Below are 18,837 nucleotides of genomic sequence, written 5' to 3'. Positions count from 1 at the left end.
TATCTCTACTTGTATCGACCGCTGTATTAATAACGGACGTCGAGGGAAGGCCTTTCTTCAGGTCACTGAGATTTTCTTCTTTGCTTCTTCAATTTCCTCTTGAATCCTCAGTACCGTCGACGGCTCCTCATAGAAAGAGTAAGTATCCTCAGAAGTCTTTACGAGCAGGAAGTAGTCTTTAATCTTTGGCTTTCCTATCATCTTGATCTTCTTTGCGGGAAGAAACATATCCCTCAGAGAAGGAAGATACAGCTCACCGGGGGACATGCTCATGTGAACCGAGACCTCTTCTATTTCTTCAAGCGGAACTGTCATCTTCACTCTCCCCGTTCCGGGCACATCGACCGTGAAATGGAAGGCATTTTCATGGACTATCGAATAGCTCTGGCTCATATTTACTTTTTCGATCTGGGCGACTCTTCCGAACGTGTAGAACACCGAACTGACCCTTCTTCTGTTTATGGGTCCTGACAGGCCGAGCTCCCTTGTCATCTTTTCCTTGGGACGCTCATCTCCCATTCCCAGTAGAACCGTAATTATGCAGATTACATCACCAAAAAGAAATCCGGCTCTGAAATTGCCTGAAAAAATTGCAATTATCTCTGCAACTATGGGAACAAACGGAGCCAGGACCAGAACTCGATAGTCGAACCTCTTTCTTAGAACCGTAAAGGCTATATAGAACGGTGTACAGGCAAGGAAAAACCATAGAGGCGAAAGCAGAAATCTTGTCGCAGATCCGACTAAAAGCAAAAGAATTCCAGTCATCGAAATCACTTCCCCACGCAAAAATCGCTGAAGATTCTCTCCAGCACGTCTTCCGTTATGTGTGTTCCAAGAAGTTCGTCCAGACTCCTTGCTGCCTGCTCGATCATCGTGCTTAAAACATCAACGGTAATGTTACCTTCGATGGCCTCAATAGATCTGGCAATATAATCGACCGCATCTAAGAGCTTTTGTTTCTGCCTCGCACTGATGATTACCTCGTCTCCTATGGAAGTAATCTCCTCCGTTCTCTTTAACATAAGCTTCTCTAGATCTTTCAAACCTTCTCCGGTTCTTGCGCTAATAACAACGTCGAAATGATGCTGCTCGACTTTTCTGATGTCGGATTTGTTCGCGGCGACTATAAGCCTCTTTCCTTTGTTTCTCAATTCTTCTTCGAGGTCTTTGCTCTCAGGGTTGTGTGGGTCGCGCAGCAGTATTACCAGTTCGGCCTCTTCGATGGCCTTGAGACTTCTCTCAATTCCAAGCTCTTCGATTTCATTCTCGGCTTGTCTTATTCCTGCCGTGTCAATTACGCGGAAAAGTACCCCGCCGACGTTGAGATCCTCCTCGATCGTATCTCTTGTAGTTCCAGGCATTTCGGAGACGATCGCTCTATCTCTTTTCAAAAGGGCATTCAGAAGAGTCGATTTACCGACATTCGTCTCCCCTACGATTGCGGTCTTTATACCCTGAGAGATCACAACACCGTTCCTGGATTTCTCTATGAATTCACCCATTTCCTTTTTTAAGCGCACCAGGTCTTCATAGAGCGAAGAGTAGTCGGTTTCAATCTCGTCGGGATAATTCAACTCGACTTCAACTGAGGCGAGGAGACGAACCATCCTCTCCCTGAATGAAGCCACTTCTTCGGAAAGAGATCCTCTGAAGCTTTTGATTGCAGCTTCAAGAGACTTTTCGGTCTTAGAGGCTATCAGGGCATTGATCGCTTCGGCCTTCACAAGATCGAATTTCCCGTTCAGGACTGCTCTCTTTGTGAACTCTCCGGGGAGGGCCATTCTGAAACCCACTCTGAATAATGATTCAAGCGCGTTCTCAATTATGAGGGGATTGCCGTGGAAGGAAAGCTCAAGTAAATCTTCTCCGGTGTATGAAGCAGGTCCTTGGAAGAAGACGACGACAACTTCATCGATGTAGCGACCACCTTCCATAAATGAGGTCAAGTGTGCATGCCTTGGTTTCAAGGTTTTCAAGTCCGGCAGCAGGTGACTTGTCCTTGAAACTATCCCCTTTCCGGAACATCTAATTACAGCGGTAGCAGAAAGTCCGCGCGGTGTTGAAAGTGCACATATAGGATCATTGAACATTTCTCTCAGCTCCAAGAAAAAGCGATTTCAGTGTTCTCATAAGATGTCTTTCCGGCACGCCGTAGAGTATCGATTTGCCCTCGCGTTCATTTACAACTAACCTTCTTCCTTTGATTCCCAGTGAATCCCGAATATGGTTTTCACCGTGTAACATAACTATACTCTCTGAATGTGGATCGTATTCTACGATTTTTATCCCAATGTTGAAGGCGCCTAGCCTAACCCTGGAAGCTTCGAGAAGCGAATTGACCTGAGAGGGAAGCCGACCAAATCTATCCAGAAGCTCCAGCTCGATTTCATCTATCTCGTCCTGAATTTTGCATGCGGCTATTCTCCGGTAGATCTTCAATCTTTCAATGGAATCGGAAACATATTCCTCGGGGATAACCATATCGAATGGAATGTTCTTAAGCTCAGTATCGACGGTTCGCTCCTCTACTCCGATCTCTTCTTCACCATGAAGTTCCCTCATTGCCTTTTCCACCATCTCGCGGTAGAGATAGAGTCCAACGGAGTTTATGTTTCCATGTTGCTCCGCTCCCAATAAGGTTCCGAATCCTCTTATTTCCAGGTCCCGCATGGCGATCTTCATACCACTTCCCGCTCCGGAGAACTCCTTCAAAGCCTTCAGTCTCTCTCTCGACGGACCGGACAATCTCTTTGGATCGTACAGAAAGTACGAGAATGCCCTTCTGTTGCTTCTGCCAACTCTTCCCCTCAACTGATAAAGCTGGGCAAGTCCGTATCTATGAGAGTCATCGACTATAAGAGTATTGGCATTAGGAACGTCGACTCCGCTCTCGATTATCGTTGTGCACAAAAGCATATCTAGTTCGCCAAGATAGAAGTCTCTGATTGTTCGCTCAAATGCGGTCTTGTTCATTTGCCCGTGGGCGACGTCTATCTTAACTTCGGGCAGAAGGTCTCTCAATCGAGAGAGTAACTCCTGCAGCTCGGTCACTCTGTTGTGAACGAAGATCGTCTGGCCGCCCCTATTGGTCTCTCTGAGGACCGCGGTTCTGATCAGTCTGTCGTTGATCTGTCCAACATAGATTTCTGGTGAGGTGCGTCCCGCAGGCGGTGTGGAGATTATCGAAAGATCCCGCAGACCCGAAAGAGACATGTAAAGAGTTCTCGGAATCGGAGTCGCGCTCATTGAGAGAACGTTGACCTGAAGACGGAGCTTCTTGAAATGCTCTTTCTGAAGGACTCCGAAAAGTTGTTCTTCGTCGACCACGACGAGGCCGAGGTCGGCAAACCCCACTTCTTTCGAAAGTAGAGAGTGTGTTCCTACTACAACATCGACTTCGCCCTTCTTGAGTTTCTTCAAAAGTTTGTTTCGCTGTACATCGGTCCGATAACGGTCGAGAATCTCGACTCTTATTCCAAAGGGATTCAACCGGCGTTCGAAGTTTTCGTAATGTTGTCGGGCCAGTACCGTAGTGGGAACCATTACGGCTACCTGTTTTCCGGAGACCACCGTTCGGAACGCAGCGCGTAAAGCAACTTCGGTCTTTCCATAGCCCGCGTCACCGCTTATGAGTCTGTCCATAGGTTTGGTGCTTTGAAGGTCTTCCATTACTTCTTGTACTGCCTTTTGTTGATCTTCTGTCTCGACATACGGGAAGCTGTCACGAAAGCCCTTCTCCATTTCGCTGTCTCCAGTGAGTGGAATGCCGGAAGTGACTTCTCTAGATCCGTAGAGGTTCGACAGGTCCGAGATGAGGGCCTTTACCTCTTTGTTGACCTTAGATTTCTGTCTCGTCCAGGCAGTCCCGCGCAAGGAGTTTAACTGAATTCCTTCGGTGCTTCCAATATATTTGTGGACCCGATCAACCCTGTCTACCGGTACATAGATCTTGTTCCCATCTCTGTATTCAAGTAGAAGATATTCTCTCGTTCCCAGAATATTCTCTACCGTTCTCACTCCAAGATACCGCCCGATGCCATACTCCTTATGGACTACGTAGTCTCCCTCTTCAAGTTCCGTCCAGTCGACAACGGGAATTCTCGGTAAGTACTCCTCTTCTCTTCTCGGTCTCTTGATGATCTGAAGTTCTTCAGTCAATTCTTCGTCGTAGTCTAGAGAAGAAACGTCGCCGTCGGAAACGATCGAGTATTCGTTGAGCTTCATCAGCACTTCCGACGAAACTCCCCCGTACCTAATGTAAAGGAACTTTCTTACCGCCTTTTCGGAAAGGAGTTCCAGTGTTTCTCGTTCTCTTCTTCCATATTCGACGATCGCATCGTCGGGCTTCACAAAGATAACGCTGTAGCCTTCTAGAAAGTCGAGAAGTATCGACTGGCGTTCGTAGAAGATGCCGGCCGTTGTGTCCATGGTATCCAATCGGGCTAAGAGAATCTCATCTGAGACCCCAGTCGCCTGCTCGGCCGCCCTGATTCGCTTCAGTGCAGTTTCTTTGAAAGGCGAAGCCGTAATCCCTTCTGCGGCCGGAGTAATCAACACTTCGTTCAACCTTTGTAGACTCTTCTGGGAGACCGGATCGAAACTCCTGATGGACTCAATTTCCCTGTCGAAGGTGTCTATCCTCACCGGCATTTCCGATCCGGGTATGAAGACATCTACAATTCCACCTCTTATTGCGAACTCTCCCGGGATAGTAACTGAGAATGATCTCGAATATCCGAGACTCTGAAGCTGGTCCTCGCTGATTGTCATCGGGCCGCCAACTTCGACCTTGAAGGACAGCTCTTCGAAAACTTCGATCGGTACGGTCTTTCTCAGGATTCCGTGAAAAGAAGTGTAAACCGTTCTCAGCTCTCCGAGGAGAAGCTTTCTGAGCAGGGCTAGCCTTTCCGATCTTATCCTCGAAGAAGTACCTATTTCCTCAAATGGAAACACATCATGAGAAAAAAAGAAGCCGTCTCCTTCACGTCTCTCATGGATCTCAATGAAGGAATCAAGCATTCTCTCACTTGGGAAGATGATCAAGTTTCGCGAAGCATTATAATTTCCTTTTTCAACCCAGGAGATTGGTTCATTCACTCTATATAAAACTCGTTCCAAAATAACCTCCACAATCTCTTTAAGACGGTGCTCGCACCTCTAAGCTGAATAGTCTCTCTATCCCCTCTAAACATGTCGGTATAAGTTTTTGTTAAATCGCCGATCCTGACTGCAGAGCAGACCATACCCACGGGCTTAGTTTCTGTGCCTCCAGTCGGTCCGGCTATTCCCGTGACGGAAAGACCGATGTCTGTGCCGAAAAGGATCTTTGTTCCGGCCGCCATCTCAGCGGCAACCTCTTCTGAAACTGCCCCATGGCGATTCAGAGTATCTTCATTCACTTTCAGAAGTGATATCTTGATGTCGTTGGAATAGGAGACAATTGCACCGGGAAAAACATCGGATACTCCGGGAACCGATGTTAGAAGAGCTGAGAGACGCCCCCCCGAACAGGATTCTGCAACCGAGACAGATAGTTTTCTAGCCTTGAGCTCTTTCACTACTACCTGGACCAACTCTTCGCCGGTCGTGGTATACACGTATTTCTTCCATCGTCTTGTGAATAACGAACAGATCTCTTCAAGGATAGATTCATTATCCGAAGTGAGAATGACAGTTGGCCCCGAGAAGTATCTTACTCTCGTGACAAACTTGACGCTTGGAAATTCCGTGAGCATCTGCTCCGTGAACTCCTCTACTTCGGGTTCCGTAAGGTCGACAAAACCAATTGTTCTAGAATAAGAAGGCGGTGGGAGCGTGATGAACTTAAGCGCCTCTCTGAACACCGCTTCCATCTCCACTGGAGGTCCCGGAAGTATAACGATTTCCTTATTGTCTTCTCTTATGTAAGCTCCTCTCGCGCTTCCCGATGGATTTGCTAGTTGAATGGAGTCCTGAATCACAAAAGACTGTCTTTTCAACCCTGCGGGAGCTTTTCGAGCATACCTTTCTTCAAAACTTTCGGAGAGCGACGAATGATACTCGCTGTCATAAATCAGCTCTTTCCCGAGAAAATCGGCAACCGTTTGGAGCGTTATGTCGTCGAAAGTGCTTCCGAGTCCGCCAGTTATTAGCAAGAGATCGGCTCTATCCAGAGCGTTACTGATTTCTCTTTCTATGAATTCTTTCCTGTCGGGTACAATGACTATTGACTGAACTTCGAATCCCAGGGCAGTGAGTTTTTCAGAAAGATAGCCGCCGTTACTGTCTTTGACAACTCCTTTAGTAATCTCATCGCCTGTAAGAAGGATTGCAGCCTTCAAATGACCACCTCCTCGTCAATTGTATCACCAAACGGACGGTGGTATAATTGATTGCCGGGGGAGCCCAAAGGGCTGAGAGTGCTGAAAGCAGACCCCATGAACCTGATCCGGTTAGGACCGGCGTAGGGACGGCCAGTGAGTGCGCCTCCGGTAATCATTTACAGGAGGTGTATTTTTATGAGAAGAGCATTACTGCTCTCACTGATGATCTTCTTCCTCTCTCTTTCAGCAGTATCAGCGTTGACTGTCTACTCATATGATTCCCTCGAACCGCTTGCCGAAGAGAGTTTTGGGAAATTCACAGAACAGACTGGAATTGACGTCGAGTTTCGTGCGGTGGGAGACTCGGGCTCACTGTTGAGCTTGATTATTTCGGAGAGAGAGAAGTTTGATGGAGATGTCGTTATTGGGATCGACAATCTTCTTTCGCGGCGGGCCTTCGAAGAGGACATATTTCTCTCTTATCGCCCCATGGGCTTTGAGAGAATCATAAGCAACGATCTCCTGCTGGATGAGGAGTGGCGACTCACGCCTTATGACTTTGGAAGTATAGCGCTCATCTGTAACGGAAGTCAGATCGAAGAGTCAATTTCAACCTTGTGGGACCTTACTAAGCCGGAGTTCGAAAGAAGCGTAATAATCCAAGATCCGAGAACCTCCAGTACCGGTCTCTCATTTCTTGCATGGACTTACCTTTTGTTTGGAGAGCGCTTCGAAGAGTTCTGGCGGGCGATAACTCCGTCGATTCTGACGGTTTCGTTGAGCTGGGACGACGCCTTCCAGAAGTTCGAGTCGGGAGAGGCTCCAATCATGGTTTCCTACGCCACCGATGGAGCGTATTCGAAGCACTACTACGGAGAATCGATCTACTCAACCGTTATACCCGAGGGTAAGGGATATGTTCAGGTCGAGGGAGCGGGGATAATTAAGTGGACTGATAATCTTGAAGAAGCGAAGCTCTTCATGGATTTCATTCTTAGCGAAGATTTCCAGAGCCACATCCCTTTGAACCAGTGGATGTTCCCGGTTATCGAAGTAGAGATGCCGCCGGCCTTCGATTATGCGGTAAAACCTGAAAAGATTCTAAAACTCTCAGCCGATGTTGATCTCTCCAAGCTGATTGAAACGTGGGAAGAGGTAATTTACGAAAGGTAAGTCACTAACAATATACTCAGTCGCTATCGCGGCCGTTGTTCTTTTGCCGCTGTTTCTCGCATTTGGAAACCTAAACTTTGAAACGATCTTCTCTGTGGTTTCATCGCCTTCATTCAAATCAATTGCGGGATTCACTGTAAAACAGTCTTTGCTAAGCACTTTGCTTGCAATGATCGTAGGTTTCCCCGCGGCGGTACACTATGCGAGGAGCAGCGGACGGCTTTCAAGTTTGCTGGGTATAACTACGTACATACCATTCTTCTTTCCAAGTATTTCTATGGCAATTGGCTTCTTGTCTGTATATGGCAGAAATGGAATCTTCAACAACTTCCTGTCTAGTTTAGGGTTCGAAAGGGTACAGATTCTTTATTCTTTGGGGGCCGTTCTCCTTGGGCACGTGTTTTACAATGCGCCAATTGTTATTCTCGTGCTAGGGAACGCTCTTAGGAAACTGCCCTCGGATGTTCTCGAGAGCTCAAAGATAGACGGATCTGGAAGAATAATGAGGCTTCTCCGCGTTGAACTGCCTCTCGTTACGCCGGCAATAATCAATTCGGCACTGCTCATCTTCACTTATTGTTTTACCTCTTTCGCAGTAGTACTTATCCTTGGCGGTGCTCAATTCGCCACTCTTGAAGTCTCGATCTACATGAATTTCAGGCTTCTGGCTGCTCCTCAAAACGCAGTCGTGCTTGCCGTCGTTCAGTTCATTTTCATCATGTTGTTTGGATTGCTTATCTCAGCGAGTGAAAAAAGTGCGACTTTTGAGCAGGGTGAGCAGTATAAAGAGAAAAACAGATTTACGGCGATTTACTCATGGACTTTCCTTCTTTTCGAATGGCTTCCAATTCTTGGTGCGCTCCTGAGTTCCTTCTACGACTGGACGAGAGGGGAATTCATATTCAGTAGAATTTCAAAGCTCTTTGGTGAGAAACTCGTACTCATTGGAGCCGGTCTGACAAATACTCTGATCAATTCACTGACACTCTCTGCCCTTGCGGCGCTAGTGACCGTAACGATAGCCTTTTTGCTTTCCTGGCAGGCACGAAAAACCATAAAAGGCTCGAAACAGCTTCGGATAATTTCTTTGATCGCACTCTCCGTAACACCCTCTATACTGGCAGTATCGTATCTTACTGTGTTCGGTGGTTTTCCGGTTCCAATCTTGATTCTATTGCTCTATATTGTGATTTCCCTGCCGGTTGTTCTAAATTATATAAGCGGTCAGGTTATCGGAGCAGAACTGAACTTCCTTGAGGCGGCACAGATAGACGGCGCCTCAAAGATAGAGCGTTTAAGATACATGATCATTCCCTTCTTCAGAAGCACAATTATATATGCGGCAACCGTTGTCTTCGCGATCTCTATGGGTGAGTTCGGTGGATCGCTCATACTTGGGAGCAAAGACTTTCCAACCTTTGCCGTTGCGATCTACAGACTCAACGGCAGCCGCTATCTTCTGGAGGCGAGATTTCTCAGTTCGGCGTTGGGAATAATTATCATTTCTGTTGTTTCTGTCTCTCGGTGGTTTGCTCAGAAACCAGAGAGAAGTATTCGCAACACTGGCTGATTCCGCAGAGATTGCACTTAGGACCGATCGGTCTGCAGATTTCTCTGCCGAACTCGACCATCGATCCATTCACCGGTCCCCATATACTAGGTGGCAAGATCTTCATCAGCTCAAATTCAGTATCATCGGGAGTCTTCGTTTTCACCCATCCCAACCTGTTGGCGATTCTGTGTACATGTGTGTCAACGGCCAGTGCCTCCTTTTTGAAGGAAACGTTTAGAACGATGTTGGCCGTCTTTCTCCCGACTCCAGGGATTGTCACCAGCTCTTCGAGAGTATCCGGCACTTCGCCGGCAAAGCTCTCCACTATCATTCTGGCGCAATTGATAATTCTTGCGGCTTTCTGTCTGTACATCCCCGAGGCCTTTATTAGGTCGTAGAGATCCTCGGGTTTTGCGTCAATTAAGGATTGAGGATCTGGGTAAACCGAGAAGAGCCTGCGAGAGGCCTCCTCGGTATTTTCGTCTCTTGTTCTTTGGCTGAGAATTGTGCTTACCAGAACCTTGAACGGGTCTCCGTATTCCTGTTCGCGCGGGAAATTTCCAACTATCCAGCTAGAAACAGCTTCGGGAGAGCAGTCGCTTCTAGACATCGCCCCCCTCCAGAAAAACCTTGTATGCTCTGTAAGTTTCGTAAAGATCTGCTTTGGAGAGAAGCTCAAACGGCGAATGCATACCAAAGACTGGCGTTCCTGCATCGACTACGGTTACTCCTCTTTCGGCAAAGAACTTTGCTACTGTACCGCCACCGCCTCTGTCTACCTCTCCGAGGATCGTGCTCTGCCAATGCACTCCCTTCTGGTTAAGCAGTCTTCGCACATAGCCCATGAATTCTGCGCTGGCTTCGCTTGTCCCCGATTTTCCTCTAGAACCCGTGTATTTGAGGATAGCGATTCCATAGCCGAATCTCGCTACGTTTGCCTGGTCATGAGCATCCTTGAAAGTAGGATCGAAGCCGGCTGCGACATCCCCGGAAAGCATTCTCGATTTCTCCAAAAGGAAATCTATTTCGTAAAGCCCTTTTGCCCCCGAGAGATTGAGGAGCTTTTCGATAAACGTTACCCAGAACTGTCCCTTCGCTCCGGTGACTCCCTCGCTTCCTATTTCTTCTCTGTCAAAGAGGAGAACCATTGCCGTACGCTTAGGATTATCAATCGAGGACATATCTGCAAGCGCAGTGAGGGCAGAATAGGAACAGACTCTATCATCATGACCATAAGCTCCGATCATGGATCTATCCAGTCCGACTTCCCTGGGCTCAAGAGCGGGTACCAGCTGGATGTCGGCAGAAAAGAAATCCTCTTCGACAAGTCCGTACTTTTCGTAGAGGAGGTTAAGGAACATTAGTTTGACGGGATTCTCGAAATCCTTTCCCTCAACAATAGGTATCGTGCCGGACATTGCGTTCAAGTCTTTACCCTGAAATACCTTTCTGAAATCCCCTTCCCTGTTGTCTAGGTGTGGAAGGAGGTCGGAAATAACGAAGACGGGATCTCCACTGTTCAATCCTATCGAGACGTCAACCGACTCTCCGTTACTCTTGATTACAGTCCCCACAAAGGCAAGAGGAATGTTGAGCCACTGGTATTTCTTGACTCCTCCATAGTAATGAGTCTTGAGCATTGCGATTTCCGAATCTTCGACCAACGGACTGGGCTTAAGATCAAGCCTTGGCGCATCTAGGTGAGCGGCAACCATGTCGATACCTTCCTTGAGGTCTTCGCCGATCACTGTGGCGATAAGCGCCTTGTTGTCTTTCGTCAGATAAATTCGGTCTCCCCTTTTCACGCCCGTCTTCTCAAATGATGATACGGGCTTGAAACCTCTCGATTCAAGAAGATCAACGAGATTCTTCACTGCCAGGCGCTCTGTAACAGATTTGCCAATGAATTTCATGTACTCTTTCGAGTAAGCGAAGACCTCTTCCTTATCAAGCGAGAACCAGGCACTCCTTTTCCTCATCGTTAGCTTATTACTGAGCTTCTTTGCATCTTCCCGTTTCAATTCTTCACCTCCAGTAATGCGAATAAGTTCTTTCACCTTTAATTTTATCCGATTTGATTGGCTTTTTCGAGCTCAGTGATTTGCTTTACAAAATTTCCGTTTTTGCTTGCAGATGGTCTTGTTTTTCATGATTCGCTAATCAAAAGATTCGCAGTCTCTTCCCCGGTGTTATGATTGATTTAAGGATAATTATATAATTAACGTGAGGAGTTGAACTGTATTCGCTCCTTTATCGTCATATAGAACAGATTAGGGTGGTATGGTTGGACGAAAAGAAGCTAATAGATGGACTAAAGAAGAAGAAGGTCTGGGCATACGAAGTCTTGTACGATGAATATGCTCCGAGGTTGGGAAGTGTCGTAAAATCATACCTTGGATACGATGATGTTGAGGATGTTATCCAGGAGGTTTTTATAAAGGTCTTCAAGAACGTTAGGAAGTTTCGTGGGGATGCAAAACTTTCGACCTGGCTTTATAGAATAGCTGTGAATGTCTGTAAGGATACTCTGGTGAAGAGGAAGAGAAACAACGAATTTCTTACGGATTTCAGAGAGAGTGAAGATAAGGTTGCGTTTGAACCTCCGGCTACGACAAATGTGTTCAGAGAAGTCATGGACGAGATCTCTTTTGAGGAACTGATGTCTGTTGTTGAGAGACTTGCTGAAGATGATCGACTACTTATAAAGTTGAGAGACATAGATGATCTGTCGTACGAGGAGATAGCCGACATACTCGATAAACCGGTCGGCACGGTCAAGAGCAGATTGCATTACGCTCGAAAGCGGCTTAAAGAGCTTCTCGAGGAGGTAGGTTACATTGGATGAAGAAAGATTTGTCCGCATTTTGGATCGAGAGATCCCGTTTGATAAGCTGAGGGTAGATGAAAGGAAAGAACTAAAAGGCTATGTGAAGGCTATAGACGCTCTGAAAGAGAGTTGTTGCTACAAGCCTTCTGATGAACTGAAGAAAAGAACTCTGAGCAATGTAAGGAAGCTAAAGAGCAGACCTTACAAAATTCTCGGTACCGTAGCTGCCTGTTTGGTACTGGGTATCTTTTCGGTTTCGTTCTTCACTGGTAACACTATTCTTATTAAGAAAAAGGGAGAGCTTTACCAGCTCGCAGATGTCCTAGGCAGTAGCTCGAGTCTGAATGAAAGGCTCAGGGTCAATCTGAATGCCTTTACGCAGGGCGAAGCAGAGGGGAATAATCTGGTAATGATGGAGAAGGAAATGGAGCGTTCGCTCGGCTTTCTTAGTGAATCAGCTGTGGAGAATGATTTTGAGATCTCTGGAATCAGCACGACCTACTAATCTATAGACGCTCTAAGACACAGAAGGAGTGAAATCGCCGTGAAAAAACTGTCCGTACTCGTTGTCCTGTTGCTTGTTGTCGGGCTGGCGGTTGGAAAGGATGCTGTCGAAGAGTTAACTACCCTGGTAGATGTTTTGAAGAACTCTTCGTATGAAGTAGATAGATACGTACAAGAGAGCGGAATAGTTACTACTGCAAAGAACGAGCGAGTAATAAAATCCGGTCCCTATAAACTGGTTACATCGTATTCTTCTGCAAAGGGTGAATTTGGCTGGGTGAGAAACAGCTCAGGCCATTTTGCTATCTTTCGCACAAGGAGTATTGCTTTCGAGCCGTTAACAAAAATCAAAGATGTGGAAGACAACTTCATTGACCTGGTGAACAGGAAGAACTATGTGGTCGATCTCTTTCTAGATCTTCCCAACAGCAGAAAAATCACCATATCATCGGGCAATCTAACTTTCGAAGCTACTTACGATGACAATTACAAGTTGTTGAAGCTGGTTAAGTCGTATCCATTTCATACTATTAGCGCGAGTTACAGAGGTTATTCGGAAATGTCTCACGAAGCGTTGACAAAGTTGTCAAACGCGACTGAAGGCATGATAATAATCCGTCCTCCAATCTACTTTTCAGAGGCAATGCTGGAAAAGCACTTTGCCTGGTCATCAATGGATTTCGCAACTGACGGAAAGACATATCTTTACACTGTTCTGATGTATTCGATCGAGTATGGTCGAATGGTTCTATACTTCTCATTCAATACCGAACCGGACTATCTTCAGAAGTTTTCCGCTCAGATGGCCCAGGCAAACGGTTACAGTTACGCGATTGAGAGACTCTCGGAGAACTCTGCGATTAGTCTTCTCGGGATGATAGATACAGAAACACTCTCTTCCCTTCTTGAAGATCTCTACTGAATGCGAGCGTTCACTAAAAGTAAGACTTATTGAGGTTTTCATAAAGATTTCTCAAAATTGATTGAATTCTGTTGTATAATCAACTCAAACCCTTTATGGAGGCTTTAATTGTATGGAAATAAAGGATACGGTTGCTCTTCTAAAAAGCAAAGGTTACAGAATTACTCCTCAGAGAGTCGCGATAATAAGGATTCTAAGGGATCATGAAGGCCATCCTGGAGTCGAAGAGGTTTTTAGATCGGTAATACAGGTTCATCCGAATATTTCGATGGCAACCGTTTACAACGTAATGGAAGTTCTCGAAAAGGAAGGAATCATAAAGGCTATAGCGAATTCGAAGAGATCGAGACGTTATGATTCAGATGTGAAACCTCACGGCCACTTCATGTGTAATAGCTGTGGGAGAGTCTTCGATATTCCGACGGAATATTACGAAGCTTGCTTGAAGGTGCTTCCTTCTGAAATGATTGACTTCGAGGTGAATTCTTTCGAACTTACCATCAAGGGAATTTGTCCAGACTGCAAGAAAAAACTTCTATAGACAAGTTTTATCTTTTTGGGGGTGCTGGAGTGAAGGGACTCGATATTAATCTACAAGAAGTCCTCGAAAGATTGATGAAAATATCCGACCTTAATGAGCTTCAGGAAGAAAAGTCACGGCTCACTGGAAAACAAGGCGTGATAACTTCTCTTATGAAAAAGTTGAAAGAGATTCCTCCTGAAGAGAGAAGAGAGTACGGAAAGACCGTAAACGAGTATAAGAATTTCATTGAAGAAGCTCTTAACAGGCGTAAGAGCGAACTGGAGAACAAGGCTAAAAAAGAAAGGGAAGCCTCTGAAAGACTCGATTACACAATTCCCGGAAAGAAAAGAGACATCGGTTCTCTACACTTGATAACGCAGATAATGGAAGAAGTGCAGAGTATCTGGGTCAGTATGGGTTTCGAAGTGACAGTGGGCCCGGAAATCGAGACCTCTTACTACAACTTCGAAGCACTTAATACCCCCGAGTGGCATCCCGCAAGAGACATGCAGGACACATTCTATCTTCAGGACGGAAGACTTCTTAGAACGCACACCTCGCCTGTGCAGATAAGAACGATGGAATCAAGAAAGCCCCCTCTAGCAATTTTCGCGCCCGGGACATGCTACAGAAAAGACACTCCCGATGCGACACACCTGCCGATGTTCCACCAGTTTGAAATCCTCTTTGTGGATAAGGGTGTTTCGGTGAGCCATCTAAAGGGCTCTCTGGACCATTTCGCCAAGAGGCTCTTTGGAGAAGACAGGAAGATAAGGCTGCGGCCAAGCTTCTTCCCTTTTACCGAGCCGAGTTTCGAAGTCGATGTCAGCTGCGGAATTTGTGGAGGAGTTGGTTGCAGAAGCTGTGGTGGAAGTGGGTGGCTAGAAATTCTGGGGGCCGGGATGGTGCATCCGAACGTATTCAGGAATGTTGGGTATGATCCGGAGGTCTGGAGTGGCTTTGCTGCCGGAACGGGCCTTGAGAGAATTGCTATGCTGAAGTACGATCTCGAAGATATCAGGGATCTTCTTCGCAATGACAGACGCTTCCTCAGGGGTTACAGGAGGGCAGTAATATGAAACTGTATCTCGAATGGATTAATGAATTCGTTGACATAAGCGACAAATCTCCCCAGGAATTAAACAACAGCCTTTCACTCAGCGGTACGGAAGTGGCGGGAATAGAGTATCCATGGAGCTATGTCCAGGGTGCGGTGGTAGGGAAGATTAAGTCAGCAAGACCTCATCCCATGAGTGATCGACTTCTGGTAACAAGGGTGGACGCAGGGGTTCGTGAACTAACAATTGTTACTGCCGATTTGACCGTTAAGGAAGGCGAAACCGTTGGCGTGCTGCCGGAAGGCTCCGTCCTCTCCGGTACGAAGATCGAGAACAAGGAGTTTCTAGGAGTTTTATCTGAAGGAATGTTCCTTTCTCTTGAAGAGTTAGAACTTGAAGAGAAGTCGCAAACGATAATGCGACTTGAGCAGGGCAAACCTGGAGAGTCCGTCATTGAGTTGCTGGGACTCGATTCGGCGGCTATTGAAGTGGAGTTGACTGCAAATCGTGGCGACTGTCTCTCAGTTGTTGGAATGGCTAGGGAGCTCGGTGCCATTTATGAGAGAAAGGTAGAGAGACCCTGTGTTGACGACTCAATCCCCGTTGGAGACGACCGACTGCTAAAGGTTACATTGAAAGATGAAGGCTGCACAAGATATACGGCACTTCTAATGAACGATGTAAAAATCTGTGATTCTCCATTATGGATGAAGAGAAGATTAGTAGCGGCCGGTTTGAGACCGATAAACAATGTTGTTGATATAACTAACTACATGATGCTCGAAACTGGCCATCCTATTCACGCTTTCGATGTTGATCGGATAGGATCTACGGAAATAGTTGTTCGTTCAGCAAGAAACGGTGAGAAGCTTGAGCTTCTGGACGGCAAAGTGGTTCAGCTCGACAGTAGCGACATGCTTATTACCAACGGTGAAACACCACTCGCTCTGGCTGGAGTCATGGGCGGTGAGGATTCCGGAATCTATTCTTCAACGAAAAGAGTCCTTTTAGAAGTCGCCGTCTTCGACCCAGTGAGAATCCGAAAAACATCGAGAAAGCTAGGAATCTCAACAGATAGTTCGTATCGATTTGAAAGAGGAATAGATTACGAAGATTCTATATACGTGATTCGGCGCCTTGCCGATCTCATGGAGAGGCTTAGTGGTGCGTCGGTTGCCTCGAAGATTGTCGATGCCGGCGGAACTGTTCCAGTCAAGGCCATAGATTTGAGAGAGGAATTTGTAACCGATAGACTGGGTGGCATAGTTCCTTCCGAAAAGATAGGCGCGATACTTGAGAGTCTGGGTTTCAAGACCGTGAGAACCGACTTCGGATGGAAGGTCACTCCACCGGCTTTCCGGTCCTACGATACGAGACAGGAGATCGATCTTGTTGAAGAGATAGGACGAATCTATGGCTACGACAAGATCGATAATGTATTGCCCAGAGTTCTGCCGATTTCGGGAGGTGTTCCGGAGTTCTTGAAAAGGCAGAAGAGAGTGAAAGATCTGATGGTTGCCAATGGCTTCGATGAGATTGTGACATACAGTTTCATGAACCCGGACGAGTTTGACAAGCTTGGAACTGATCCGAAACACGTCGCTCTCTTGAATCCTCTTTCAATGGACATGGCCGTCATGAGACCATCTCTCGTCTACAACCTCTTGGCAGCGGCTTCATACAATTACAGAAGACAAAACAGAGATATAAAACTCTTCGAAATAGCTTCTGTTTTCAATCCGGAAAGAGAGCAGAGTGAAACAACGGCACTGGGTTTTGTTGCTACCGGGAGGGAGAACCCACTTGATTATTCAGACAAAAGAATACTTGATTTCTTCACCTTCAAGGGAGTCATTGATGAGTTGTGCTCTCTATATGGTTTGGATCCCGTGTACAATCCCCTGACGATCTCCTGGCTTGAAAAGGGCAAGGCAGTATCGGTGGACGTTGACGGAACGGAAATTGGATTTTTTGGCGCTGTGGATATCTCAGCTGCCGATGCGCTTTATGAGATAAAGAGTGGTGAAGTCTACGTAGGAGAACTCAACATTAGCACAATCGAGAGCCTGATGAAGGGATTCTCCGGAGCGAAGAAAATCTCGCCATTCCCGAGGGTTTTTAGAGATCTGTCCTTCCTTGTTCCTGGCTCAATAGCCTATGGAGAGCTGGAGGAATTAATAAGAAGAACTCTTGACGGTACCTCTTTCGAGGAGATCAGGGTCTCTGACCTTTACAGAGGCAAAGGAATTGAACCTGGATACAAGAGCATCACAGTTACCCTGGCTTTTGAATCCTTTGACAAGACTCTCACTGACGATGAGATCAATACACTCATTGAACTCGTCTTAAGAGAAACCGAGAAGATTGGTGTGAAGCTACGTGGATAACCTCCTTCTCAATAATTTCAGCAAAAAGATTCGTCTGTATCTTCCGGAACTCTGGAGAAAGATCTCCAAAGAAGAGTTCTCTATTGAACGCAAGAGTGGATACAAGGACATAGTTACCTCTGTTGATCTGGAGATCGAGGACAACCTGCGTGTCTTCCTGCACGATCTTTATCCCGAAGCAGCCTATCTCGGTGAGGAGTCCGGTCCCGATGTAAGATCTTCTACAATGTGGATCGTTGATCCAGTTGATGGAACCACAAACTTCTCAAAATCCAACCCCCATTATTCTACTCAAATAGCTCTATACAGTGAAGGCCGAGTTGTTCTCGGAGTTACCTACGATCACAACAGGAGGGAGACCTTTCATGCGATCGAGGGGCAGGGCGCTTATCTTAATAACAAAAGGATCTGGGTGAGTAAGACGAGAGAACTCCGAGAAGCCACGAGCCATGTGGGGATGCAATACTCGTCTGAAACTGCTTTCGAGCGGATTACAAGGAGAATAAATAGAGCAATAAAGATCTGCAGGGGACTGCGAATAACCGGAAGTGCCTGTCTCGATTTTGCTTACGTTGCGTCTGGAAGAGCCGACATCTTCTGGGAAGAGACACTTAAACCCTGGGATGTCGCAAGTGGCATTTTACTCGTCAAGGAAGCCGGAGGTTTTGTCGGCAGCTGTGTCGAAGAGGATTTCGACCTGTTCAATCCAAACGTCCTCGTTGCGAACAACTCACCGGAACTTGTGAAAGAATTCCGCGATAGAGTCCTGTACGACTGAACGCAATTTATTTTTCAACCTGGAGAATTCATTTCAGACTGAACATTCCGTCACAATCATGCAGTGATAACTAACGCTTATTTGAATGCTCGGCTATACTGCGATCCTTTGAAAAGGAGTTTGAGCAATAAATGCTCCACTCTCAAGAAATTACGCGCTTATTGCTGTGCAAAAGAAAAAAGCAGCCTACTTCTTAAGGCAATTGCTTCCCCCTTCCCGCTATGTCTCTTGCCGGAGCTCTCGATAATGGTCTTTCTCGCCTGATCTTTTGGACGGAACGAGATGCTGAAACAAGTTCAGAACGACGCGAAGGGCAGGCTATCGACTACGGGGTATGGGGTCTCGTGAAGAGAACCGGCAATCAATTCAGGGTTTCAATGCAACTATGGAAGTTGTCCCGACATCGGTTTGTGGGAATCCCTCGCTTTGTCATCCCGGACTTGTTTCGGGATCTAGGTTTTGATCCTCTCGGCGGAGGACAGCGAACCGTTGACAGACAACGCGGTTTTCATCGGCGTTTATCGGCGCTTAGATGGAGATCCTGTGCAGAAACACTCACAGGATGACCCTGAACGGGAGCACGAAACACAGGCATCTGTTGCAGGTTATACGGGATGATAAAGTTAAGAAGTAGGTACGAGCTACTGGGGATAAAAAGTCTTCTCTTTTTCACGCTATTCCCTTGGTCACGTCATTCTGAGATGATCCTGCTCAGAATCTGGGCCGTTTCTTGAAGCGTGGTTGGGGGTAGCGGGTAGGGTTTGGAAAGAGCAAAGGAACTGGTCCATCGTCGAACGGTTCTCCGTTC

General features: G+C 46.6%; 15 protein-coding genes and 1 riboswitch. Of the genes, 9 read left to right on the top strand and 6 right to left on the bottom strand.

Annotation, left to right across the window (positions count from 1 at the left end; genetic code table 11):
• Positions 1-57: 57 nt before the first annotated feature.
• The 4 genes from Y696_RS06640 to Y696_RS06625 are packed head-to-tail and all read right to left on the bottom strand — an operon-like array spanning position 58 to position 6,323.
• Positions 58-768 carry a hypothetical protein gene (locus Y696_RS06640; protein ID WP_014730941.1) on the bottom strand — a complete coding sequence of 237 codons (711 nt, stop codon included), beginning with the start codon at positions 766-768 and terminating at the stop codon, positions 58-60.
• A 5-nt stretch (positions 769-773) separates the two neighbouring features.
• Positions 774-2,093 (bottom strand): tRNA uridine-5-carboxymethylaminomethyl(34) synthesis GTPase MnmE, encoded by a 1,320-nt coding sequence (mnmE, locus tag Y696_RS06635; protein ID WP_006486622.1) that lies wholly within the window; start codon positions 2,091-2,093, stop codon positions 774-776.
• Positions 2,083-5,121 (bottom strand): transcription-repair coupling factor, encoded by a 3,039-nt coding sequence (mfd, locus tag Y696_RS06630; protein ID WP_121510022.1) that lies wholly within the window; start codon positions 5,119-5,121, stop codon positions 2,083-2,085. Before mfd ends, mnmE begins: the two co-directional genes overlap by 11 nt.
• Complete coding sequence (locus Y696_RS06625) at positions 5,097-6,323, bottom strand: nicotinamide-nucleotide amidohydrolase family protein (protein WP_006486619.1); 1,227 nt, start codon at positions 6,321-6,323, stop codon at positions 5,097-5,099. The genes mfd and Y696_RS06625 overlap by 25 nt, the downstream gene beginning before the upstream one ends.
• A 46-nt stretch (positions 6,324-6,369) precedes the next feature.
• A riboswitch (TPP riboswitch) is annotated at positions 6,370-6,470 on the top strand.
• Between the two features lie 30 nt (positions 6,471-6,500).
• Between Y696_RS06625 and Y696_RS06620 the strand changes: the two genes are divergently transcribed.
• Both Y696_RS06620 and Y696_RS06615 read left to right on the top strand, forming a co-directional pair.
• Complete coding sequence (locus Y696_RS06620; RefSeq protein ID WP_006486617.1) at positions 6,501-7,478, top strand: thiamine ABC transporter substrate binding subunit; 978 nt, start codon at positions 6,501-6,503, stop codon at positions 7,476-7,478.
• A gap of 43 nt (positions 7,479-7,521) precedes the next feature.
• On the top strand, positions 7,522-9,048 hold the full coding sequence (locus Y696_RS06615; protein ID WP_006486615.1) for an iron ABC transporter permease: 1,527 nt from the start codon (positions 7,522-7,524) through the stop codon (positions 9,046-9,048).
• Here the strand turns inward: Y696_RS06615 and nth are convergent.
• On the bottom strand, positions 8,978-9,640 hold the full coding sequence (gene nth / locus Y696_RS06610) for an endonuclease III (protein ID WP_006486613.1): 663 nt from the start codon (positions 9,638-9,640) through the stop codon (positions 8,978-8,980). The two genes, Y696_RS06615 and nth, sit on opposite strands and share 71 nt — an antisense overlap.
• Positions 9,633-11,051, bottom strand: a complete 1,419-nt coding sequence (locus Y696_RS06605) for an aminopeptidase (RefSeq protein WP_006486611.1) — start codon at positions 11,049-11,051, stop codon at positions 9,633-9,635. The genes nth and Y696_RS06605 overlap by 8 nt, the downstream gene beginning before the upstream one ends.
• Before the next feature lie 263 nt (positions 11,052-11,314).
• On the opposite strand from Y696_RS06605, the gene Y696_RS06600 reads away from it, so the two are divergent.
• From Y696_RS06600 to Y696_RS06570, 7 genes are all read left to right on the top strand, one after another.
• Positions 11,315-11,875: an RNA polymerase sigma factor gene (locus tag Y696_RS06600; protein ID WP_006486610.1), complete on the top strand. Its 561-nt coding sequence runs from the start codon at positions 11,315-11,317 to the stop codon at positions 11,873-11,875.
• A complete protein-coding gene (locus Y696_RS06595) occupies positions 11,868-12,362 on the top strand; it encodes a hypothetical protein (protein WP_006486609.1) in 495 nt (164 codons plus the stop codon). Before Y696_RS06600 ends, Y696_RS06595 begins: the two co-directional genes overlap by 8 nt.
• Positions 12,363-12,401: 39 nt before the next feature.
• Positions 12,402-13,283: a hypothetical protein gene (locus Y696_RS06590; protein ID WP_121510021.1), complete on the top strand. Its 882-nt coding sequence runs from the start codon at positions 12,402-12,404 to the stop codon at positions 13,281-13,283.
• Between the two features lie 112 nt (positions 13,284-13,395).
• Positions 13,396-13,824, top strand: coding sequence for a Fur family transcriptional regulator (locus tag Y696_RS06585; protein WP_006486607.1), 429 nt, complete (start codon positions 13,396-13,398; stop codon positions 13,822-13,824).
• A 29-nt stretch (positions 13,825-13,853) separates the two neighbouring features.
• The gene (gene pheS, locus Y696_RS06580) at positions 13,854-14,885 is read left to right on the top strand and encodes a phenylalanine--tRNA ligase subunit alpha (protein ID WP_006486606.1); all 1,032 of its coding nucleotides are present in this window, start codon (positions 13,854-13,856) and stop codon (positions 14,883-14,885) included.
• A complete protein-coding gene (pheT, locus tag Y696_RS06575) occupies positions 14,882-17,251 on the top strand; it encodes a phenylalanine--tRNA ligase subunit beta (RefSeq protein WP_006486605.1) in 2,370 nt (789 codons plus the stop codon). Before pheS ends, pheT begins: the two co-directional genes overlap by 4 nt.
• Positions 17,244-18,029, top strand: coding sequence for an inositol monophosphatase family protein (locus tag Y696_RS06570; protein WP_006486603.1), 786 nt, complete (start codon positions 17,244-17,246; stop codon positions 18,027-18,029). Before pheT ends, Y696_RS06570 begins: the two co-directional genes overlap by 8 nt.
• Positions 18,030-18,837: the final 808 nt, after the last annotated feature.

This window comes from Mesotoga sp. H07pep.5.4, assembly GCF_003664935.1.
Lineage (GTDB): Bacteria > Thermotogota > Thermotogae > Petrotogales > Kosmotogaceae > Mesotoga > Mesotoga prima.
This window is presented reverse-complemented; position numbering and strand designations above follow the sequence as displayed.

What these genes read in the sequence shown, in the direction of transcription:
- Y696_RS06640 (WP_014730941.1), bottom strand. Translation starts at nt 768, where the DNA reads ATGACTGGAATTCTTTTGCTTTTAGTCGGATCTGCGACAAGATTTCTG.
- mnmE (WP_006486622.1), bottom strand. Translation starts at nt 2,093, where the DNA reads ATGTTCAATGATCCTATATGTGCACTTTCAACACCGCGCGGACTTTCT.
- Y696_RS06620 (WP_006486617.1), top strand. Translation starts at nt 6,501, where the DNA reads ATGAGAAGAGCATTACTGCTCTCACTGATGATCTTCTTCCTCTCTCTT.
- nth (WP_006486613.1), bottom strand. Translation starts at nt 9,640, where the DNA reads ATGTCTAGAAGCGACTGCTCTCCCGAAGCTGTTTCTAGCTGGATAGTT.
- Y696_RS06585 (WP_006486607.1), top strand. Translation starts at nt 13,396, where the DNA reads ATGGAAATAAAGGATACGGTTGCTCTTCTAAAAAGCAAAGGTTACAGA.
- pheT (WP_006486605.1), top strand. Translation starts at nt 14,882, where the DNA reads ATGAAACTGTATCTCGAATGGATTAATGAATTCGTTGACATAAGCGAC.